This window comes from Aureimonas sp. OT7 (assembly GCF_014844055.1).
Lineage (GTDB): Bacteria > Pseudomonadota > Alphaproteobacteria > Rhizobiales > Rhizobiaceae > Aureimonas > Aureimonas altamirensis_A.
In genome coordinates, this window is the sequence record NZ_CP062167.1 from 1,688,915 (window position 1) to 1,706,006 (window position 17,092).

Annotated in this window: 21 protein-coding genes, 1 tRNA gene and 1 riboswitch; of the genes, 12 read left to right on the top strand and 10 right to left on the bottom strand. The window is 66.1% G+C overall.

Features of this window, described 5'->3' with window-relative positions:
* Positions 1 to 6: 6 nt before the first annotated feature.
* Together apaG and IGS74_RS08135 are read right to left on the bottom strand one after the other, a co-directional pair.
* Complete coding sequence (apaG, locus tag IGS74_RS08130; RefSeq protein ID WP_192390755.1) at positions 7 to 399, bottom strand: Co2+/Mg2+ efflux protein ApaG; 393 nt, start codon at positions 397 to 399, stop codon at positions 7 to 9.
* 18 nt (positions 400 to 417) lie between these two features.
* A complete protein-coding gene (locus IGS74_RS08135) occupies positions 418 to 1,608 on the bottom strand; it encodes an O-succinylhomoserine sulfhydrylase (protein ID WP_192391572.1) in 1,191 nt (396 codons plus the stop codon).
* Between the two features lie 47 nt (positions 1,609 to 1,655).
* Positions 1,656 to 1,733, bottom strand: a riboswitch (SAM riboswitch).
* 89 nt (positions 1,734 to 1,822) lie between these two features.
* On the opposite strand from IGS74_RS08135, the gene IGS74_RS08140 reads away from it, so the two are divergent.
* The gene (locus tag IGS74_RS08140) at positions 1,823 to 2,905 is read left to right on the top strand and encodes a 2'-deoxycytidine 5'-triphosphate deaminase (RefSeq protein ID WP_192390762.1); all 1,083 of its coding nucleotides are present in this window, start codon (positions 1,823 to 1,825) and stop codon (positions 2,903 to 2,905) included.
* A gap of 66 nt (positions 2,906 to 2,971) precedes the next feature.
* Positions 2,972 to 3,046, top strand: a tRNA-Gly gene (locus tag IGS74_RS08145).
* 18 nt (positions 3,047 to 3,064) lie between these two features.
* Here IGS74_RS08145 and IGS74_RS08150 read toward each other — a convergent pair.
* Genes IGS74_RS08150 through IGS74_RS08160 form a run of 4 tightly spaced genes read right to left on the bottom strand, consistent with a single transcriptional unit; the run spans position 3,065 to position 5,761 of the window.
* Positions 3,065 to 3,925, bottom strand: coding sequence for an ABC transporter permease (locus tag IGS74_RS08150; RefSeq protein ID WP_039189137.1), 861 nt, complete (start codon positions 3,923 to 3,925; stop codon positions 3,065 to 3,067).
* Positions 3,922 to 4,272 carry a hypothetical protein gene (locus IGS74_RS20265; RefSeq protein WP_246723082.1) on the bottom strand — a complete coding sequence of 117 codons (351 nt, stop codon included), beginning with the start codon at positions 4,270 to 4,272 and terminating at the stop codon, positions 3,922 to 3,924. Before IGS74_RS20265 ends, IGS74_RS08150 begins: the two co-directional genes overlap by 4 nt.
* Positions 4,236 to 4,742 carry an ATP-binding cassette domain-containing protein gene (locus tag IGS74_RS20270; protein WP_246723083.1) on the bottom strand — a complete coding sequence of 169 codons (507 nt, stop codon included), beginning with the start codon at positions 4,740 to 4,742 and terminating at the stop codon, positions 4,236 to 4,238. The genes IGS74_RS20265 and IGS74_RS20270 overlap by 37 nt, the downstream gene beginning before the upstream one ends.
* Complete coding sequence (locus IGS74_RS08160; RefSeq protein ID WP_052194698.1) at positions 4,739 to 5,761, bottom strand: ABC transporter substrate-binding protein; 1,023 nt, start codon at positions 5,759 to 5,761, stop codon at positions 4,739 to 4,741. The genes IGS74_RS20270 and IGS74_RS08160 overlap by 4 nt, the downstream gene beginning before the upstream one ends.
* Positions 5,762 to 5,914: 153 nt before the next feature.
* Between IGS74_RS08160 and IGS74_RS08165 the strand changes: the two genes are divergently transcribed.
* From IGS74_RS08165 to IGS74_RS08205, 9 genes are all read left to right on the top strand, one after another.
* Entirely contained in the window at positions 5,915 to 6,649 is a 735-nt protein-coding gene (locus IGS74_RS08165) for an SDR family NAD(P)-dependent oxidoreductase (RefSeq protein ID WP_192390763.1), read from the top strand.
* Between the two features lie 135 nt (positions 6,650 to 6,784).
* Positions 6,785 to 7,504, top strand: a complete 720-nt coding sequence (locus IGS74_RS08170; RefSeq protein ID WP_192390767.1) for a tetratricopeptide repeat protein — start codon at positions 6,785 to 6,787, stop codon at positions 7,502 to 7,504.
* Positions 7,505 to 7,524: 20 nt separating this feature from the next.
* The gene (gene der, locus IGS74_RS08175; RefSeq protein ID WP_192390772.1) at positions 7,525 to 8,931 is read left to right on the top strand and encodes a ribosome biogenesis GTPase Der; all 1,407 of its coding nucleotides are present in this window, start codon (positions 7,525 to 7,527) and stop codon (positions 8,929 to 8,931) included.
* A 74-nt stretch (positions 8,932 to 9,005) separates the two neighbouring features.
* The gene (locus tag IGS74_RS08180; protein ID WP_246723084.1) at positions 9,006 to 10,097 is read left to right on the top strand and encodes a cell wall hydrolase; all 1,092 of its coding nucleotides are present in this window, start codon (positions 9,006 to 9,008) and stop codon (positions 10,095 to 10,097) included.
* Positions 10,098 to 10,112: 15 nt separating this feature from the next.
* On the top strand, positions 10,113 to 10,484 hold the full coding sequence (locus tag IGS74_RS08185) for an AtpZ/AtpI family protein (RefSeq protein ID WP_192390785.1): 372 nt from the start codon (positions 10,113 to 10,115) through the stop codon (positions 10,482 to 10,484).
* A 171-nt stretch (positions 10,485 to 10,655) separates the two neighbouring features.
* The gene (locus tag IGS74_RS08190) at positions 10,656 to 11,405 is read left to right on the top strand and encodes a F0F1 ATP synthase subunit A (RefSeq protein WP_039189148.1); all 750 of its coding nucleotides are present in this window, start codon (positions 10,656 to 10,658) and stop codon (positions 11,403 to 11,405) included.
* A 161-nt stretch (positions 11,406 to 11,566) separates the two neighbouring features.
* On the top strand, positions 11,567 to 11,791 hold the full coding sequence (locus tag IGS74_RS08195) for a F0F1 ATP synthase subunit C (RefSeq protein WP_039189151.1): 225 nt from the start codon (positions 11,567 to 11,569) through the stop codon (positions 11,789 to 11,791).
* 79 nt (positions 11,792 to 11,870) lie between these two features.
* Positions 11,871 to 12,482 carry a F0F1 ATP synthase subunit B gene (locus IGS74_RS08200; RefSeq protein ID WP_039189155.1) on the top strand — a complete coding sequence of 204 codons (612 nt, stop codon included), beginning with the start codon at positions 11,871 to 11,873 and terminating at the stop codon, positions 12,480 to 12,482.
* 13 nt (positions 12,483 to 12,495) lie between these two features.
* Complete coding sequence (locus tag IGS74_RS08205; RefSeq protein WP_039189158.1) at positions 12,496 to 12,978, top strand: ATP F0F1 synthase subunit B; 483 nt, start codon at positions 12,496 to 12,498, stop codon at positions 12,976 to 12,978.
* A gap of 90 nt (positions 12,979 to 13,068) precedes the next feature.
* Here IGS74_RS08205 and IGS74_RS08210 read toward each other — a convergent pair whose 3' ends face one another.
* Together IGS74_RS08210 and IGS74_RS08215 are read right to left on the bottom strand one after the other, a co-directional pair.
* Entirely contained in the window at positions 13,069 to 13,734 is a 666-nt protein-coding gene (locus IGS74_RS08210; protein WP_192390791.1) for a ribonuclease HII, read from the bottom strand.
* A gap of 68 nt (positions 13,735 to 13,802) precedes the next feature.
* A complete protein-coding gene (locus IGS74_RS08215) occupies positions 13,803 to 14,957 on the bottom strand; it encodes a PA0069 family radical SAM protein (RefSeq protein ID WP_192390792.1) in 1,155 nt (384 codons plus the stop codon).
* A gap of 146 nt (positions 14,958 to 15,103) precedes the next feature.
* Between IGS74_RS08215 and IGS74_RS08220 the strand changes: the two genes are divergently transcribed.
* The gene (locus tag IGS74_RS08220; RefSeq protein WP_192390795.1) at positions 15,104 to 15,637 is read left to right on the top strand and encodes a hypothetical protein; all 534 of its coding nucleotides are present in this window, start codon (positions 15,104 to 15,106) and stop codon (positions 15,635 to 15,637) included.
* Positions 15,638 to 15,646: 9 nt separating this feature from the next.
* Here the strand turns inward: IGS74_RS08220 and moaB are convergent, their stop codons facing one another.
* Both moaB and IGS74_RS08230 read right to left on the bottom strand, forming a co-directional pair.
* Positions 15,647 to 16,195 (bottom strand): molybdenum cofactor biosynthesis protein B, encoded by a 549-nt coding sequence (gene moaB / locus IGS74_RS08225; RefSeq protein ID WP_192390798.1) that lies wholly within the window; start codon positions 16,193 to 16,195, stop codon positions 15,647 to 15,649.
* Positions 16,192 to 17,091 (bottom strand): 4-(cytidine 5'-diphospho)-2-C-methyl-D-erythritol kinase, encoded by a 900-nt coding sequence (locus tag IGS74_RS08230; protein ID WP_192390801.1) that lies wholly within the window; start codon positions 17,089 to 17,091, stop codon positions 16,192 to 16,194. The genes moaB and IGS74_RS08230 overlap by 4 nt, the downstream gene beginning before the upstream one ends.
* Between the last annotated feature and the right edge of the window lies 1 nt (position 17,092).

The window sequence follows — 17,092 nt, forward strand, 5'->3', positions numbered from 1 at the left end:
GCAACGTCAGTTCAACGTGCGCAGTCCATCCGGCGCGTCGAGGGAGAAGGGTGGAATGCTCACCTGGAACATCGAGCCGTCCACCCTTTCGAACACATAGTGGCCGCGCATGAACCCCGACGGTGTCGGCAGCGGGCATCCGGAGGTGTAGGTGAAGCTGTCGCCGGGCGATAGCAGCGGCTCTTCCCCGACCACGCCCGGCCCGCGCACTTCCTGCACGCGGCCCATGGCGTCGGTTATATGCCAATAGCGCGAGCGAAGCTGCACGGCCGCGCCCGAACCGTTCAGGATTTCGACCCGATAGGCGAACGCCCACCGGCCGGCCTCCGGGTCCGACTGGCCTTCGAGGTAGCTGGGCGTCACCGTAACGGTGATCTCGTGGGTGGTGCAGGTGAACATGGCTTGCGTGCGCTTCCATCAGGCGGCGTCGAGCGCCGCCTGGAAATCCTCGATCAGGTCGTCGACATCCTCGATGCCGGCCGAAAAGCGCAGCAGGCCGGGGCCGATGCCGGCCGCTACCTGCGCTTCGGGCGACAGGCTCTTGTGCGTGGTTGTGGCCGGATGGGTGATGAGGCTCTTGGAGTCGCCGAGATTGTTGGAAATGCTCACGATGCGCAGGGCGTTGCACAGCCGGAACGCCGCATCCTTGCCGCCCTTCATGTCGAAGCCGACGAGGGTGGAGCCGCCCTTCATCTGACGCTTGATGATCTCGGCGTCGGGATGGTCGGCCCGGCCCGGATAGATCACCCGCGCGACCTTGCTGCTGCCAGCCAGGAATTCGGCGATCCGGGCGGCGTTGTCCATTTGCTGGCGGACTCGCAAGGGCAGCGTTTCCAGCCCCTTCAGCAGAACCCAGGCGTTGAACGGCGAGAGTGACGGGCCGGTGTGCCGGAAGTAATCGTGCAGGTTCTCCTTGATCCATTCCGCCGAGGACAGGATCACGCCGCCGAGGCATCGTCCCTGTCCGTCGATATGCTTGGTGGCGGAATAGACGACGACATCGGCACCCAGTTCCAGTGGCTTTTGCAGCAGCGGCGTCGCGAAGACGTTGTCGACAACCAGGATGGCGCCGGCCGCGTGAGCGATATCGGCGACGGCGGCGATGTCGATGACTTCCAGCGTCGGGTTGGTCGGGCTTTCCAGGAAGAAGAGCCTGGTTTCCGGCCGTACCGCCGCGCGCCATTCTTCCAGGTTGCGGCCATCGACGAAGGTGGATTCGACGCCGGCGCGGCCGAGCACGGTCTGGATGATGTAGGTGCAGGAGCCGAACAACGCACGGGCGGCGACGACATGGTCGCCGGCCTTGAGCGAGCATTGCAGCGCGGCGGCCACGGCGGCCATGCCGGAGGCCGTCGCGCGGGCGTCGCCGGCGCCTTCCAGTTCCATCATCCGCTCTTCGAACATGCGGGTGGTGGGGTTGGCATAGCGCGAGTAGATGAAGCCGGGGTCCTCGCCGTTGAAGCGCGCTTCCGCCGCTTCGGCGGACGGATAGACGAAGCCCTGCGTCAGGAAGATCGCCTCGGATGTTTCGCCGAAGCCGGAGCGCACCGTTCCGGCGTGTATCATGGCGGTTGCAGGACGGAACGGCTTTTTCGCGCTGTCGGACATGGAAACCTCGGGGCGGCCGACTTCGGGCGACGCGTCCATGACCGGTCCTTGCGAGGAGATCGGCCCTTTAGCGACTTGTTTAACGTGGCTGCAAGCCGGCCGGCAAAATCACCACGGCACGTTCCTTAAGCCCCCGCGCGGTGCGGCGTCAACTGGCCAAACGGCACGCCTTCGTTTATGCGCGATACGCAACGTATCGCACAGGGTTGACGCAATGACTGAAGGCATCCTGCCGGACCGGGAAATCCAGGCCCTCCACGAGGCGGGGCGGATCGTTTCCGTCCGTCCGCTGGATGACGACCAGGTGCAGCCGGCCAGCCTCGACCTGCGGCTCGGCGCACGGGCGCACCGGGTGCGCGCCAGTTTCCTGCCTGGCCGCCAGCGCAGCGTGGAAGAGGCGCTGAACCGCTTTTCGCTGCATGTCGTGGACCTGTCGGAAGGCGCGGTGCTGGAAACGGGCTGCGTCTACATCGTGCCGCTGATGGAGCGTTTGTCGCTGCCGCCGGAAGTGCGTGCCGCCGCCAACCCGAAATCCTCCACCGGGCGTCTCGACATCTTCACCCGCGTCATCACCGATCGCGCCCAGGAATTCGACAAGGTGCCGGCAGGCTATGACGGCCAGCTCTACCTGGAGATTTCGCCGCGCACCTTTCCGGTGCTCGTACGGCAGGGATCGCGCCTCAGCCAGATCCGCTTCCGGCGCGGCCGCGCCACGCTGACCAGCGACGAGATCTCGAGCCTGCACGAGGGGGAGGGGCTCACCAGCGCGCTGGATGCCAATATCTCCGGTGGCGGGATCGCCCTGTCGGTGGACCTGACGGGCGACGACGACGGCATGATCGGCTATCGCGGCAAGCGGCATACCGGCGTCGTCGATGTCGACAAGCGGGACGCCCATCGCATACTCGATTTCTGGGAGCCGCTGCACCGCAGCGAGGGCGGCGTTCTGGTGCTGGACCCGAACGAGTTCTACATCCTCGTCTCGGAAGAGGCGGTGCACGTTCCGCCGGACTTCGCCGCCGAGATGACTCCCTTCGACCCGCTGGTGGGAGAGTTCCGGGTGCATTATGCCGGCTTCTTCGACCCGGGCTTCGGCCATTCGGGGGCGGGGGGCACCGGCAGCCGGGCCGTGCTGGAGGTGCGCAGCCATGAAGTGCCGTTTATCCTGGAGCATGGGCAGATCGTCGGCCGTCTGATCTTCGAGCGCATGGCCGCCCGCCCGGGGCGGCTCTACGGAGCGGATCTGAAATCGAACTATCAGGCACAGCGGCTCAAGCTGTCCAAGCACTTCTCCTGATGGCGGATGGCGGCAACTTCCTCTTGCGTGCCACCCGCCATTCCTATAGTGCATTCACCTACGGATGCGGGTGTAGTTCAGTGGTAGAACGCAAGCTTCCCAAGCTTGATGTCGTGGGTTCAATCCCCATCGCCCGCTCCATTTTCATTCCCTCTCCTGTCAGGCGTTGAGGCCACCGGCCTCCGCCCGTCGACGCCAGAAGACGATCCGCCGCTCGACGAACGAGACCAGCCAGAACAACGCCAGGCCGACGAGGCTGAGAAACAGGATGAGCGAGAAGATGCGCGGCGTATTCAGTTGCGCCGCCGCCACGCGGATCAACTCGCCGAAGCCCTTGCCGCCACCCAGGAATTCGCCGGTGATGGCGCCGGCCATGACGCCCACGGAGGCGATCTTGAGCCCGGTGAAGATATGCGGCAGCCCGAGCGGCAGCTTCATGCGCCACAGGGTTTGCCAGCGGGTGGCGCCCATGGTCTTGAAGAGCATGCGGGCGTTCTCGTCGGACGCATGAAGCCCGGCGGCCGTCGCCACGACGATGGGGAAGGTGGCGATGAAGGCTGCCAGCGCCACCTTGGACGAGATGCCGAAGCCGAACCACGCGAGGAACAGCGGCGCGAAGGCCACCTTGGGCATCGTGTCGATGGCGACCAGATAGGGCAGGACCACCCGCTCGCCGAAGCTGCTTTCGCCGACGATGACGCCGAGCGTGAAACCGACCGCGATGGCAATGACGAATCCCAGGGCGACTTCCTGAAGGGTGATCCACAGCGCCGCCAGCATGTAGCCGCCCGTGGCGAGATTGGTTCCCACCAGCAGGATGTCGCGGAACACCGCGGCCGGTGGCGGCAGGATGATCGGCGAAAACAGGCCGATGGCATGGACGCCCTGCCACAGGGCGATAAAGGCGACGGCCAGCAGCGCCATGCCGACCGGGCGTGGTATCCGGTCGATCAGCGGCACCTCTTCCTGCCACAGCGTTTCGGGCGGCGCCTCGCTTCTTTCCAGCTGAACGTGGGTCAATGCAGGCCTCCCTCGTCCAGAAGAGCGCGGATATGACGGACATAATCGCCGAGCTCGGGCGAGGTGAGCATGTCCAGGGTGCGTGGACGATCGAGCTCGATATGGATCGTCTCGACAAAGCGGCCTGGCCGCTTCGACATGACGTAGACGATATCCGACAGGATGACGGCCTCTGGAATGGAATGGGTAATCAGGAAGGCCGTCGCCTGCTTTTCCAGGCAGATGCGCTGGAGCTCCATGTTCATGAAATCGCGCGACAACTCGTCCAATGCGCTGAAAGGCTCGTCCAGCAAAAGGACGGACGGCTCGGTTACCAGCATCCGGCAGATCGCCGCACGCTGCGCCATGCCGCCCGAGAGCTTGTCGGGATAGACTTCTGCAATCCCTTGAGACCCACAAGATCGAGCAGCGCGCGGGCGGCAGGCTCCTTTGCCTTAGCAGCCGACGTCCCATCGCGGATCGCGATGGGAAGCAGGATGTTTTCGATGGTCGTGCGCCACGGGAACAGCGTCGCCTGCTGGAACATCATGCCGATATCGCGGCGCGGCCCCGTCACCGGTCGCCCCTCCAGCATGACGCTGCCGGACGAGGGTGGCGTCAGCCCCGCCATGATTTTCAGGAGCGTGGACTTGCCGCAGCCGGATGGCCCGATGATGGAGCTGAAGGTGCCCCGCTCCAGCGTCAGGTCCACATGGTCGAGGGCGCGGATGGCGCCCCGGCCGAAGGCCTTGGAGACGTTGCGCAGCGCGTAGACGGCATCGCCGTCCCGGGGCCGTGCGGCCGGATGCGTGGGCACCGCCTGTCGCAGCGCCGTCATTGCGCGTTCCAGCGTTCGACGAAGTCGTTGGTGTAGGCGGCGGACAGGTCCGGCAGCGGCGCCGAAAGAGCCTGCGTCGCCACCTGGGCATCCTGCCAGAGCTTCCAGTGCTCCGGCGGCTGATAGCCGAAAGCGTTGCCGGTATCGATCGGGGTGACGCGGTCCCTCATCGTTTCCAGCATGGCGGCGGCAAGGCCCGCATCCTCGCCTTCCTGCGGGTTGGCCGCGGCGGTATGCGCCAGGACGGCTTCGGTATTGGCGGGGTCCAGCCCGAAGCGCGTGCCCTTTACCATGGCGCGCCCGAACCCTTCGATCACGTCCGGATTGGCGTCGATATAGCTGCGGGTCGCCGCCCAGCCATTACCGAAATAGGCCAGGAACTCGTCGGGCGTGATCTCGGTCAAGGGAATGCCGCGCGCCTCGATGATGGCTGCGTCGGCCACGGCGGCCGCATAGGCGTCGATCTCGTCGCTCATGAAGGCGGCGACCGCGGTGCCCCCGTCGCCGACGGTCAGGAATTCATAGTCCCGCCCTTCCTCGAACCCTTCCTTCGCAAGGATCGCCCGCGTGAATCCGACTTCCGCGCCATCGGCCGTGCCGACGCCGATGGTCTTGCCCTTCAGGTCGGAGGGCGCGGCGACCTCGGAGCCCTCCTTGACGACGAGCCCGAACACCGATTTCGGCCAGTAATTGTACAGGAAGACGATGTCTTCTCCGCGTTCGCGGGCTGCCAGAAGAGGACCGGGGCCCGGCTGCCCGATCTGTGCCTGGCCCGCCGCCAGCGTCTGCAGCACCGTGGCCGATCCGTTGACGACCTCCACCGTCACGTCCAGCCCTTCCGCTGCGAAATAGCCCTCCGCATCGGCGACGTGCAACGGAAAGATATTGAGCGCGGACGGGTTGGGGACGACAACCGTCAGTGGCTTCAGATCCTGCGCTTGCGCGGCACCCTGCAGGGCCATGGCCGCAAGAAGGCATGCACCGGCCAGCGGCCGGATGCCGATAGAGAACGATTTCATGATCTTGACCTCCCTGGCCCGTATCTTCGGGCTCTCAGGAAAACCTACCACAGATAATATGCATGAAAACCCGCATTCGCCTCAGAATCGCACATTTTTCTTGCGTGCCGGCCCGGCCGGTCCCTTATTGTGGGTGCGCAGGGGGAGGACGTCATGAAAGTTGCGATCGTATCGGGTGCATCGGCTGGGCTTGGGCTTGCCCTGGCACGGAAGCTGGTGGAAGCGGGCTACGAAGTTTTGGGCATTGCCCGCTCACCCAGGCCCGAGGGCCTGCGGGCCGAGTGGCGCCAGGTCGATCTGCGCGATGTCCGCGATGCGGCGGCCGCGCTGGACCCGCTTGACGATATGGATGGCGCGAACGTGACCGAGGCGCTGCTTGTGCTGAATGCCGGCACGGAAGAGCCGATCGGGCCCGTCGGCAAGCTAGCGGTCGAGGACATAGCCGCGCATGTCGCCCTCAATCTGACCGCGCCTATGGCGATGACCGCGACCTTCCTGTCGAAGACGGAAGGGTGGCCCGCGGACCGGCGCATCCTTGCCGTTTCGTCCGGCGCATCGCGCCGCGCCACTGCGTACTGGAGTGCCTATACCGCCAGCAAAAGCGGCCTCGACGGCTTTGTGCGCGCGGTGAACGCCGAATATTCCGAGGGTGCCGGCGCGGCGGGCGCGCCCCGCACCGCCGCCGTGGCGCTGGCGCCGGGGGTCATCGACACCGCCATGCAGCAAAGGGTTCGCGAAGCCGATTTCCCGACCGTGTCCCGCTATCGCGGTCTGAAGGACAAGGGCGAGCTTGCGAGCGCCGATGAGGCGGCGGCCCGCGTGATGGCCTATCTGGCGCGGCCCGGTTTCGGCTCGGTGGAACTGGACGACGTGCGCAATTACGAGTGAGCCCGCAACGCAGATTCACGCGGCAGACCGGGCGGGCGCCCTTCCGTTCGCCATAAAAATCGTTAGAAAGCCGGAAACGCCGCAATTCTGCGATGGTCGCCGTGCGGCCTCGCACCGCTATGGACGACGCGCCCCATGAGCAACGACACTTTCATTCGCGAAGTGAACGAGGAAATCCGCCAGGAGCGGGCCCGCGCGATCTGGAAGCGTTACGGCATCGTCATCATCGCCCTGGTGTCACTGATCATCCTCGGCACGATCGGCTATGTCGTCTGGGAGCGTATGGCCGCCGGGCGTGCCGCAGCCGACGGGGACAGGCTGATCGCCGCACAGGAGCTGGTGTCCAACGGAGATTTCGCCGGAGCCGAAGCGGCCCTTTCCGCCCTGGCCGAGGACGGCACCGCGCACTATCCGGTCATCGCCCGCATGCATCTTGCCGGCGCGCAGTTGCAGGCGGGCGATCCGACGGCCGCCGTGGCCACCTACGACGCCGTCGCCTCCGATAGCTCGACCTCGCGCCCCTTGCGCGACATCGCCTCGATCCGCGCGGCCTATATCCTGGTCGATCACGGAACCGCCGACGATGTACGCCAGCGCGCCGAGGCCCTGACCGGCGAGGGAGAGCCCCTTCGCCATCCGGCGCTGGAGGCCATCGGCCTGGCCCTCTGGAAGGCCGGCGACCATGCCGGCGCCGCGCCTGTCTTCGGCCAGCTGGTGGACGATTTCTCGACGCCGGCCGGCATGGCCGAGCGAGCCCGCATGATGCAGGAGTTGATCTCGGCCGAAACCGGGCCCGCCCCCGCCGGGGAGGCGCCCTCGGCGCCTGACGCGGCCGGCGAGCCTGATCCGTCCTGAGCGGCCGGAAAGGCGCGACCATGGTTTCCATCGCCATTATCGGACGGCCGAATGTCGGCAAGTCCACCTTGTTCAACCGCCTTGTCGGCAAGCGTCTGGCGCTCGTCGACGACAGGCCGGGCGTGACGCGCGACCGGCGCGAGGGCGAGGCCCGGCTGCTCGACATCGAGTTCCAGGTTCTCGATACCGCGGGCCTGGAGGAAGCGGGCGGCGACACCCTGGAAGGTCGCATGCGTGCCCAGACGGAGGCCGCCATCGCGGCGGCGGACCTGTCGCTCTTCGTGGTGGACGCCAAGTCGGGCATGACCCCGCAGGATTCCCATTTCGGAGAGCTGTTGCGCCGCTCTGGCCGACCGGTCGTGCTGGTGGCCAACAAGGCCGAGGCGCGGGGCTCGGATGTGGGCTTCTATGACGCGTTCTCGCTCGGCCTTGGCGAGCCTGTCGCCATTTCGGCCGAGCATGGCGAGGGCATGGGAGACCTTCGCGACGCAATCGTGGCTGCCCTGGGAGAGGAAGCGTTCTTCGTCGATGTGCCGGAAGCCGAGGCCGACGTGCCTGTCGAGCTGGACGAGAATGGTGAGCCGGTCGAGACTTACGACGCCACCAAACCGCTGAATATTGCCATCGTGGGCCGGCCGAATGCCGGCAAATCCACGCTGGTCAACCGGTTCCTGGGCGAGGACCGGCTTTTGACCGGCCCGGAGGCGGGCATCACGCGCGATTCCATATCCGTGTCATGGTCCTGGCGCGGCCGTCAGATCAAGATGTTCGATACGGCCGGCCTGCGTCGCAAGGCAAAGGTGCAGGAGAAGCTGGAAAAACTGTCCGTCGCCGACGCCATCCGCGCCATCAAGTTTGCCGAGGTGGTCGTCGTCGTGCTGGACGCCACCGTGCCCTTCGAGAGGCAGGATCTGCAGATTGCCGACCTGATCGAGCGCGAGGGCAGGGCCCCCGTCATCGCCTTCAACAAATGGGACATGATCGAGGACCGGCAGGAGGCGCTGGACGATCTTCTCGAAAAGACGGAACGGCTCTTGCCGCAGATGCGCGGCGTCAAGGCCATCCCGATTTCGGGCGAGACCGGCGAGGGGCTCGACCGCCTCATGCGGGCGATCGTCGAGACGCACGAGACATGGAACCGGAGGATCTCCACCTCCAAGCTCAATCAATGGTTGGAGCGCGTGGTCACGCATCATCCGCCGCCCGCCGTGGCCGGCCGCCGCATCAACGTGAAGTACATGACGCAGATCAAGACGCGTCCGCCGACCTTCATCGTGTCGACGTCGCGGCCGGAATCGCTTGGCGCTTCCTATACCCGCTATCTCGTCAACGGGCTGCGCGAGGCGTTCGGCCTGCGCGGAGTGCCGATACGGCTGCACCTGCGCAAGCCCAACAACCCCTATGCATCCCGCCGCAAGCGCTACTAGGAGCGCTGCGTTAACCAAGCGCTAAGGTTAATGAAACATGATCGGCATCCATCGAAATGATTTGGATACCGAATATGAGCGTCACCAGAAGAGCTGCGCGACAGCCCGTTCCCGGACGCTCCGGCGGTCTTGCCCGGCGTACCCGCAGCCTTGTCGCATCGCTGATCCTGGCAACGGGGGCCGTACTCGGCCACCAGTCCGCCACCGCCGTCGCGGAGCGCCCCGAACTCGAGCTTGAGATCGCCGCCGGCCTCATGCAGGGCGCACTCGAACTGGAGCGGGAAGAGCTCGCCTCGCTGCGACCCGTGTCCGAGTTGGCCGAGCGCGGCGGCCGGGTGGTCAGCCAGTACACCATGCTCAAGCGTTTCTCCACCGGGCGAATCGCCCGCAACGGCCCCCGTCTGGCCGCCGAGATCGCTGGCGGGGACGCCATCATGCTGACGGCACTATCGGGGCTTCCCGCCCGTTTCGAGGCCAGCCCCGACCGCCTCGCGCGCTTCGAGCGCGCCAACCCCTTCAAGGATACGGTCGAGGACACCATGGCCATCGCCGATGCGGAGGCGTCGCAAAAGCCGCTGCTGCGCGAGGCGAAAGCCGACACCGGCACGATGGAACTGGGTTACGCCCCCGCCTCGGGGCCGGCGGCATCCGGCCGGTTCGATACGATCCTGAGCGGCGAGGGGCCATCCTTCGTGCCGCCGATCGGCGAGAAGGACCATGCCTGGGCGGCGACGCCCCTGCCTGCGGATGCCTTCGGCACGGCCGAGCAGACCTGCCTGGCGACGGGCATCTATTTCGAGGCGCGCGGGGAATCGGAGCGGGGCCAGGCGGCCGTCGCACAGGTGATCCTGAACAGGGTGCGCAACCCCGCCTACCCCGACACGATCTGCGGGGTGGTGTACCAGAACCGAAACTGGCGCAATCGCTGCCAGTTTTCCTTCGCCTGCGATGGGCGCGCCGACCGCATCACGAACAAGCGCGCCTACGAACGGGCCGAACGGATCGCCATGGACGTGACCACCGGCCGGGAGTGGCTGGCGGATGTCGGGTCCGCCACGCATTATCATGCGACCTATGTTCGCCCGCGCTGGGCGCGGACGATGGAAAAGGTGGACAAGATCGGCCTCCATGTCTTCTATCGCACCTATAATGGCGGGTGGAACTGACGGAAGGCCGAGGACATGGCTGTGAACGAACAGGAGTCGGAAGGCCCCGCGCAGGATCTGGAATTCGTCGCGCGGCGCGCGCGCCTGAACGAGCGGCTCGACGCCGCCCGTGCGCGCCAGGCGCCGCAGCCCTCGGCACTGCAGCCCAAGGGCGGCCTGTCCGGAATGGCGGCCGGACTGAAGATCGCATCGGAGTTCATCGCGGGCGTCGTCGTCGGGGCGCTGATCGGCTACGGAATCGATCTTGCCTTCGGTACGCGGCCCATCGGATTGATCGTGTTTCTGCTGTTCGGCTTCGTCGCCGGCGTGACGAATGTCGTCCGATCGGTCTCGAAGGACAGAAAGTCGCCCGATTCCGGCCAACAAGACCCTCTTGATCGCCCTTAGGGAGTTGCGAAGCGGTCCTTGTGACGCTATGGCAGTGTCGCCCGCACGGAGCTTCATGCCAATGACGACGAAGACTTCCTGTCTTCGTATCGTCGGATCCGTGTTCATATCGAAGGACTGGGGTCCACCGGCAGAGATTGCCTGCGACCCACGCGACAGAGGACCAGACGCTTGGCGAACGATCCGCTTCATCAATTCGTGATCTCTCGGCTCGTGCCGATCGAGATCGGCGGCCTCGACCTTTCCTTCACCAATTCGTCGTTGTTCATGGCGGTCACGGTGGTTGCCGCCTCCGGCTTCCTGTGGGTGGCCACCAGCGGCCGGGGCCAGATCCCGACCCGCACCCAGTCCGTGGCCGAGATGGCCTACGAGTTCATCGCAAACATGTTGCGGGATTCGGCCGGTGCCAAGGGCATGGTCTTCTTCCCGCTGGTGTTCTCGCTCTTCATGTTCGTGCTGGTGGCCAACCTGCTCGGCATGTTCCCCTATTTCTTCACCGTTACCAGCCACCTCATCGTAACCTTCGGGCTGGCGATGCTGGTTATCGGCACGGTGGTCGTCTACGGCATAGCCAAGCACGGCCTGTCCTGGTTCAAGGTCTTCGTTCCGTCCGGCGTGCCTGCGGCGGTCGTGCCCTTCGTGGTGGTGATCGAGGTCATCTCCTTCCTGTCGCGGCCGATCTCGCTGTCGATTCGTCTGTTCGCGAACCTGCTTTCGGGCCACATCGCGCTCAAGGTCTTCGCGGGCTTCGTGGTCTCGCTCGGCTCGCTCGGCGCCATCGGCATTGCCGGCGCCATCCTGCCGCTGCTGATGACGATGGGCCTGACGGCCTTTGAATTCCTGGTCGCCTTCCTGCAGGCCTATGTGTTCGCGGTGCTGACCTGCATGTATCTCAACGATGCGGTGCATCCGCATCACTGAGGTTGATCGTCTTCACATGATCGCGATGATCAGGTTGAGGAAACTTTGAGAATAAGGATCATCCGGCTGTTCACCTGGAGCCTCGGATGGTCTAGAACCCCTTCGACTTTCGCGGCCTTGGTCGCGGATTCTTCCCGCACGATCCAAAACAGGAGTTTCACATGGACGCGGAAGCCGCTCGCTACATCGGTGCTGGTCTCGCTTGCTTCGGCATGGCCGGAACGGCGCTTGCTCTCGGCAACATCTTCTCGAGCTTCCTTTCGGGCGCTCTTCGCAACCCGTCGGCTGCCGACGGCCAGTTCGGCCGCCTCGTGTTCGGCTTCGCCGTGACGGAAGCGCTGGGCATCTTCTCGCTCCTCGTCGCTCTTCTCCTCCTCTTCGTCTAAGTTCAGTCTGAACGAGGATTGTGCTTCCGGCCGCCTTGGACAATCGGGGCGGCCGGCCTTGTATAGACCGGGGTGAGAGATGTTTATCAGCCAAGCCCACGCGCAGGTCCAGGACCATTCGACGGGCAACGCTCCGCTAGAGCCCGGAGTCGTTCCGCCAACGCCGGAAGCCGAGTTCCTGGAAGGCCATGAGGTGCATGAAAGCGCCGGCTTCCCGCCGCTCGAGACGGAGTTCTTCGCCTCGCAGATCCTGTGGCTGGCGATCTCCTTCGGCATTCTTTATCTCATTCTGTCGCGCACCATCGTGCCGCGCCTCGCAGGCATCATCGAGGGCCGCCGCGACCGGATCGCCGCCGACCTCGAGGCCGCGGAGCGCATGCGCACCGATGCCGACGAGGCGCAGGCCGCCTACGAGCAGGAATTGGCGGAAGCGCGCGAGCGTGCCCACGCCATCGGCCATACGGCCCGTGACGAAGCGCGCCAGAGCGCCGAGGCCGAGCGCCGCCGCAACGAGTCGGAACTTGAGGCGAAGCTGGAGGCCGCGCAGGCCCGGATCGCCGACATCAAGGCCAAGGCGCTCGCCGATGTGGGCGCCATCGCCGAGGACGCCGCCGAGGCTATACTGACCGAACTGACCGGCAAGGACGTCTCGCGCGAGGATGTCGCGAACGCCGTGCGCGAATCGCGCTAAGGAGGGCTGACCAATGGCATTCGACGCAAGTTTCTTCGCACTCGTCGCCCTCATCCTGTTCTTCGTGCTGCTCTGGTACGTGAACACGCATCGCACCATCGCCAAGTCGCTGGACGATCGCGCGGCCCGTATCCAGGCCGAGATCGACGAGGCGCGCGAACTCAAGGAAGAGGCCAAGCAGCAGCTGGCCGAATATCAGCGCCGCCGCCGCGAGGCGGAAGCCGAAGCCAAGGACATCGTCGCCGCCGCAAAGCGGGAAGCCGATGCCATCGTGGCCGAAGCGCGTACCAAGACGGAAGAATACGTCGCGCGCCGTACCGCGGCCGCAGAGCTGAAGATTTCGCAGGCCGAGGCGGATGCCATCGCCGAAGTTCGCGCATCGGCCGTCAACATTGCCGTTGCAGCGGCAGAGCGGATCATCCGGGACAAGGACTTGGGTTCCGATACCCGCCTGACGGAAAGCTCGATCGAGGAAGTGCGCCGCCGTCTCAACTGAGGGCGAACACTTTACGGCGTCGGCGGACCGGGTTCATCCGCAAATGCGAACTGTCCAGGGCGGGGCTTCGGCTCCGCCCTTTTTTGCGCCCTACAGCAAGACAGGGTCGTCTTGCCGTATCGGCCGGAAGCTCATGCGGTGGTAGGGGCATGGGCCGTTATCCCGCAGGGCGCCGAGGTGGGTTGGCGTCGCGTAGCCCATGTGCTGGCTGAAACCGTATGCTGGAAATGTCGCGCAGAGCCGCGTCATCATCCTGTCTCGCGTGACCTTGGCGACGATGGAGGCCGCTGCGATGGACAATGAGCGTGCATCGCCGCCCACCACGGCCGTGCCGCGCAGCGCGAAACTGGGTGGCACGTCGCGTCCGTCGACCAGCACGTGGCAGGCCGGCCTGGACAGGCCGTCGAAGGCGCGGCGCATGGCAAGCAGTGTCGCCTGGCGGATGTTGATACGGTCGATCTCGGCGGCGCTGGACGATGCGACGCAGACGGTGGCGAAGCGCATGATCTCGGCGAAGAGGCGCTCGCGCTCGGCCATGTCGAGCTGCTTGGAATCGTTCAGGCCATCGGGGATATTGGCTGCGTCCAGAATGACGGCCGCCGCGACCACCGGCCCCGCAAGCGGGCCTCGGCCGGCTTCGTCCACGCCGGCGACGCAGCGCGCCCCGCGCGCCATGCGCTCTTCCTCGAGTGCGAAGTCCGGTCGTGCGGGAGCGACCTTGGATTGGAGCGGAGAATCGGTCTTGCGATAGGCCATCGGGGTAGCAATCCCGCAAAAGCCGATCCTCCGCAAGCCTCCCTCGGGGGTGGGGGAGGCAACCGTGATCAGAGGAGTGACAATTGTACTCCATTGCCGCGCGGCGGCACGAAGAGGTCGGTGCGCAGCGCGGTGCGGCTTTCGTTCAGGCCGAGGCGACGGGCGGCAAGCTCGAAGCGGCGGCGGATCTGCATGGCATAGGGGCCGGTGCCCCGCATGCGCTTTCCCCATTCGGCGTCGTAGTCCTTGCCATCGCGCATGGAGCGCATCAGCGACAGGACATGCCGATAGCGATCCGGATAATGGCGAAGCAGCCAGTCCTTGAAGAGGGGCGATACTTCCAGCGGCAACCGCAGCAACACGTAGCCGGCCTCGCGCGCGCCGGCCGCGTGTGCCGCGTCCAACAGGCGCTCGATCTCGGAATCGGTCAGGCCCGGCACGATGGGCGCCGTCATGACCATCGTTGGAATGCCGGCCTCGCTGAGTTGCCGGACGGCATCCAGCCGCCGTGCCGGAGTGGCGGCGCGAGGCTCCATCGTGCGGGCCAGGGTCTTGTCCAGCGTGGTGACCGACAAGGCCACCTTGGCAAGGCCCTTGGCCGCCATGCGCGACAGGATGTCGATATCGCGCGTTACCAGGGCCGACTTGGTGACGATGCCGACCGGATGGTTGGCGGCCTCCAGCACCTCCATGATCTCTCGCATGATGCCCATCTTCTTCTCGATGGGCTGGTACGGGTCGGTGTTCGTTCCGATGGCGATGGACCGCACCTCGTAGCCGGGCTTCGACAGCTCGGCCTCAAGCAGGGCGGCGGCGTTGGGCTTGGCGAACAGGCGCGACTCGAAATCGAGGCCGGGCGACATGCCCATATAGGCGTGCGTCGGCCGCGCGAAGCAATAGATGCAGCCGTGCTCGCAGCCCCGATAGGGGTTGATGGAGCGGTCGAATGAAATGTCGGGAGACGAGTTGCGCGTTATGATCGTCTTCGGTCGCTCGACCTGAACTTCCGTCTTGAAGGGGGGCAGTTCTTCCAGCGAGTTCCAGCCATCGTCGAAACTCGCCCGGGAGAAGGGCTCGTAGCGGCCCGAAGGATTGACGCCCGCGCCCCGGCCGCGCCGACGCTCGAAACCGACACGCACGCCGGACTGCTGGACGAGATGCTCCGCCATGTCCACGCCGCCGGGGCCGAAAGCTGCCTTGTCTGCCGTCGAGATCTGCTGCATGGCCGTTCTCCGTTGCCGTGTTCCAGAGATAGGCCCGCGAAGAGAACAAATCAAGAACAAGATGTCGGTGGAATGACGGCAGGAGGCCGCACCCCCTGCGATTTCCCTTCCGCGCCGGAATGTTCTATCGGTGTGACATGTTGTCCGTGCTGATTGCAGCTCGTGAAGAGCCCGTCCTGATCGCATCCACGCTTGCCTCCCTCGTGCCCGGTGCGGTCGAAGGGCTGATCGGTGACGTGGTCCTGGTGGACGAGGGCATGGGCCCGGAAGCGCACCGTGTGGCAGACCATGCCGGCTGTCGGGTCCGGCAGGATCCGCTCCCGGCCTGTATCGCCGCCGCCAAGGGAGACTGGATCCTGTTCCTGGAAGCTGGGGCGCGTCCGGCGCCCGGCTGGGTGGACGAGGTATCGAGCTTTCTCGCCGACGCCGCCGAAGGCCGCGCACGCTCCAGGGCGGCGCGTTTCCGCGTGGCGCGGCAGGACAGGCCGCTTCTGTGGGCGGGGCTGACGTTTCGACGGTCCCCGATGGCAGGGGGGCTCATCGCGCGCAAGGCCGATGCGGTGGCCGCCATCACATCGGATCGCGGAATGGCCGGGCTGGTCCGTTCTCTGAGGCCGATGGTGCTTTCCGCCGATATGCGGCCGAGGCCGCCGGATGGCGAGCCGCAACGCCGCCGGTAATTGGGGGCGTCAGGCCGAGCGGCCGCCCCGTCGCAGGTGCTCGTCCAGCCGGGGCATGATCTCTACGAAATTGCACGGCCTGTGCCGGTAATCGAGCTGCGCCGCCAGGATACCGTCCCATGCGTCCCGGCAGGCACCGGGAGAGCCGGGAAGCGCGAATATGAAGGTGGTTCCGGCCAGCCCCGCGACAGCGCGCGACTGGATGGTGGATACGCCGATCTTCTGCATCGAGATCTGGTGGAAGACGACGGAGAACCCGTCCATCCGTTTGTCGAAAAGCGGCTCGACCGCCTCGGGCGTGACGTCGCGCCCGGTGAACCCCGTTCCGCCCGTGGTGATCACGACGTCGATGCCGGGGTCGCGGACTGCGTCCAGCACGCGGTCGCGGATGGCCTCGATGTCATCGGTGACGACGCCGCGCACCGCAAGGCGATGACCGGCGGCTTCCAGCCGCTGCTGCAGCGTATCGCCCGAACGGTCGTCAGCGAGCGTGCGCGTGTCCGAAATCGTCAGCACGGCGATCGACAATGGAATGAACGGGCGCTCCTGAGCTGTCATGCGGCCCTCCTGTGGTGCGTCGGGCGGGCGGTTGTGGCGCGGACCCACCAGCCGGGATTGGCAGCCGTGATGGCGGCTGCGGCGCGTTGCGCCTGCGACGCGTCATCGAACAAGCCGTAGCACGTGGCGCCGGAGCCGGACATGGCGGCGCGCGCCGCGCCCGCTGCCTGCAACGCGTGGAGGCAGGCGGCGATGACCGGCTCCATGCTCATGGCCGGCGCCGCGAGGTCGTTGCGGCACCGGGCCAGATAGGAGACGAGACTGTCGAGGCTGTCGAAGCCCTGCGCCGGACCGTCGGGCAGGGGGTCGTTGCAGGCCGTCGGCAACGCCTTGAAGATGGCAGGCGTGGAAACCGCCACGCCGGGATTGGCCAGCACCATCGGCAAAGCGGGGAACTGCGGCAAGGGTGACAGCGCCTCGCCGATGCCGCGTGCAACCAGCGCCCGCCCATCGAGGCACATGGGCACATCGGCGCCGAGGCCGAGCGCGGCGCCCATCAGCGCATCCCGCGCCGCGCGTGGCATGCCCGGCAACAGCGCCCGCAGAACCGCCGCCGCATCGGCGGAGCCGCCACCGATGCCGGAGGCGACAGGCAGGTTCTTTTCGAGCTCGATGGAGATGGGGCCGATCGCGTGGCCGTGCGCCTCGCCCACCCGCCGCGCCAGCGCCAGCGCGCGTGCGACGATATTGTCGTGCCCCTCCAGCCCGGGGCCGAACGGCCCCGACAGATACAGGGCATCCGTGTCGGCCCGTGTCAGGGTGAGGCGGTCGCCCACATCGGCAAAGGCGACGAGGCTGTCCAGGAGGTGATAGCCGTCGGCACGTTTGCCGACGACATGAAGCGCGAGGTTTACCTTGGCATGGGCTGTCGCCCTTATGGCTGCATCCGCCGCCATG

Coding starts and splice junctions, on each gene's coding strand:
- der (WP_192390772.1), top strand. CDS start 7,525: ATGGTTTCCATCGCCATTATCGGACGGCCGAATGTCGGCAAGTCCACC.
- IGS74_RS08230 (WP_192390801.1), bottom strand. CDS start 17,091: ATGGCGGCGGATGCAGCCATAAGGGCGACAGCCCATGCCAAGGTAAAC.
- apaG (WP_192390755.1), bottom strand. CDS start 399: ATGTTCACCTGCACCACCCACGAGATCACCGTTACGGTGACGCCCAGC.
- IGS74_RS20270 (WP_246723083.1), bottom strand. CDS start 4,742: ATGACGGCGCTGCGACAGGCGGTGCCCACGCATCCGGCCGCACGGCCC.
- IGS74_RS08210 (WP_192390791.1), bottom strand. CDS start 13,734: ATGGCCTATCGCAAGACCGATTCTCCGCTCCAATCCAAGGTCGCTCCC.
- IGS74_RS08180 (WP_246723084.1), top strand. CDS start 9,006: ATGAGCGTCACCAGAAGAGCTGCGCGACAGCCCGTTCCCGGACGCTCC.
- IGS74_RS08165 (WP_192390763.1), top strand. CDS start 5,915: ATGAAAGTTGCGATCGTATCGGGTGCATCGGCTGGGCTTGGGCTTGCC.
- moaB (WP_192390798.1), bottom strand. CDS start 16,195: ATGACAGCTCAGGAGCGCCCGTTCATTCCATTGTCGATCGCCGTGCTG.
- IGS74_RS08205 (WP_039189158.1), top strand. CDS start 12,496: ATGGCATTCGACGCAAGTTTCTTCGCACTCGTCGCCCTCATCCTGTTC.
- IGS74_RS08140 (WP_192390762.1), top strand. CDS start 1,823: ATGACTGAAGGCATCCTGCCGGACCGGGAAATCCAGGCCCTCCACGAG.
- IGS74_RS08185 (WP_192390785.1), top strand. CDS start 10,113: ATGGCTGTGAACGAACAGGAGTCGGAAGGCCCCGCGCAGGATCTGGAA.
- IGS74_RS08215 (WP_192390792.1), bottom strand. CDS start 14,957: ATGCAGCAGATCTCGACGGCAGACAAGGCAGCTTTCGGCCCCGGCGGC.
- IGS74_RS08195 (WP_039189151.1), top strand. CDS start 11,567: ATGGACGCGGAAGCCGCTCGCTACATCGGTGCTGGTCTCGCTTGCTTC.
- IGS74_RS20265 (WP_246723082.1), bottom strand. CDS start 4,272: ATGGCGCAGCGTGCGGCGATCTGCCGGATGCTGGTAACCGAGCCGTCC.
- IGS74_RS08170 (WP_192390767.1), top strand. CDS start 6,785: ATGAGCAACGACACTTTCATTCGCGAAGTGAACGAGGAAATCCGCCAG.
- IGS74_RS08200 (WP_039189155.1), top strand. CDS start 11,871: ATGTTTATCAGCCAAGCCCACGCGCAGGTCCAGGACCATTCGACGGGC.
- IGS74_RS08160 (WP_052194698.1), bottom strand. CDS start 5,761: ATGAAATCGTTCTCTATCGGCATCCGGCCGCTGGCCGGTGCATGCCTT.
- IGS74_RS08135 (WP_192391572.1), bottom strand. CDS start 1,608: ATGTCCGACAGCGCGAAAAAGCCGTTCCGTCCTGCAACCGCCATGATA.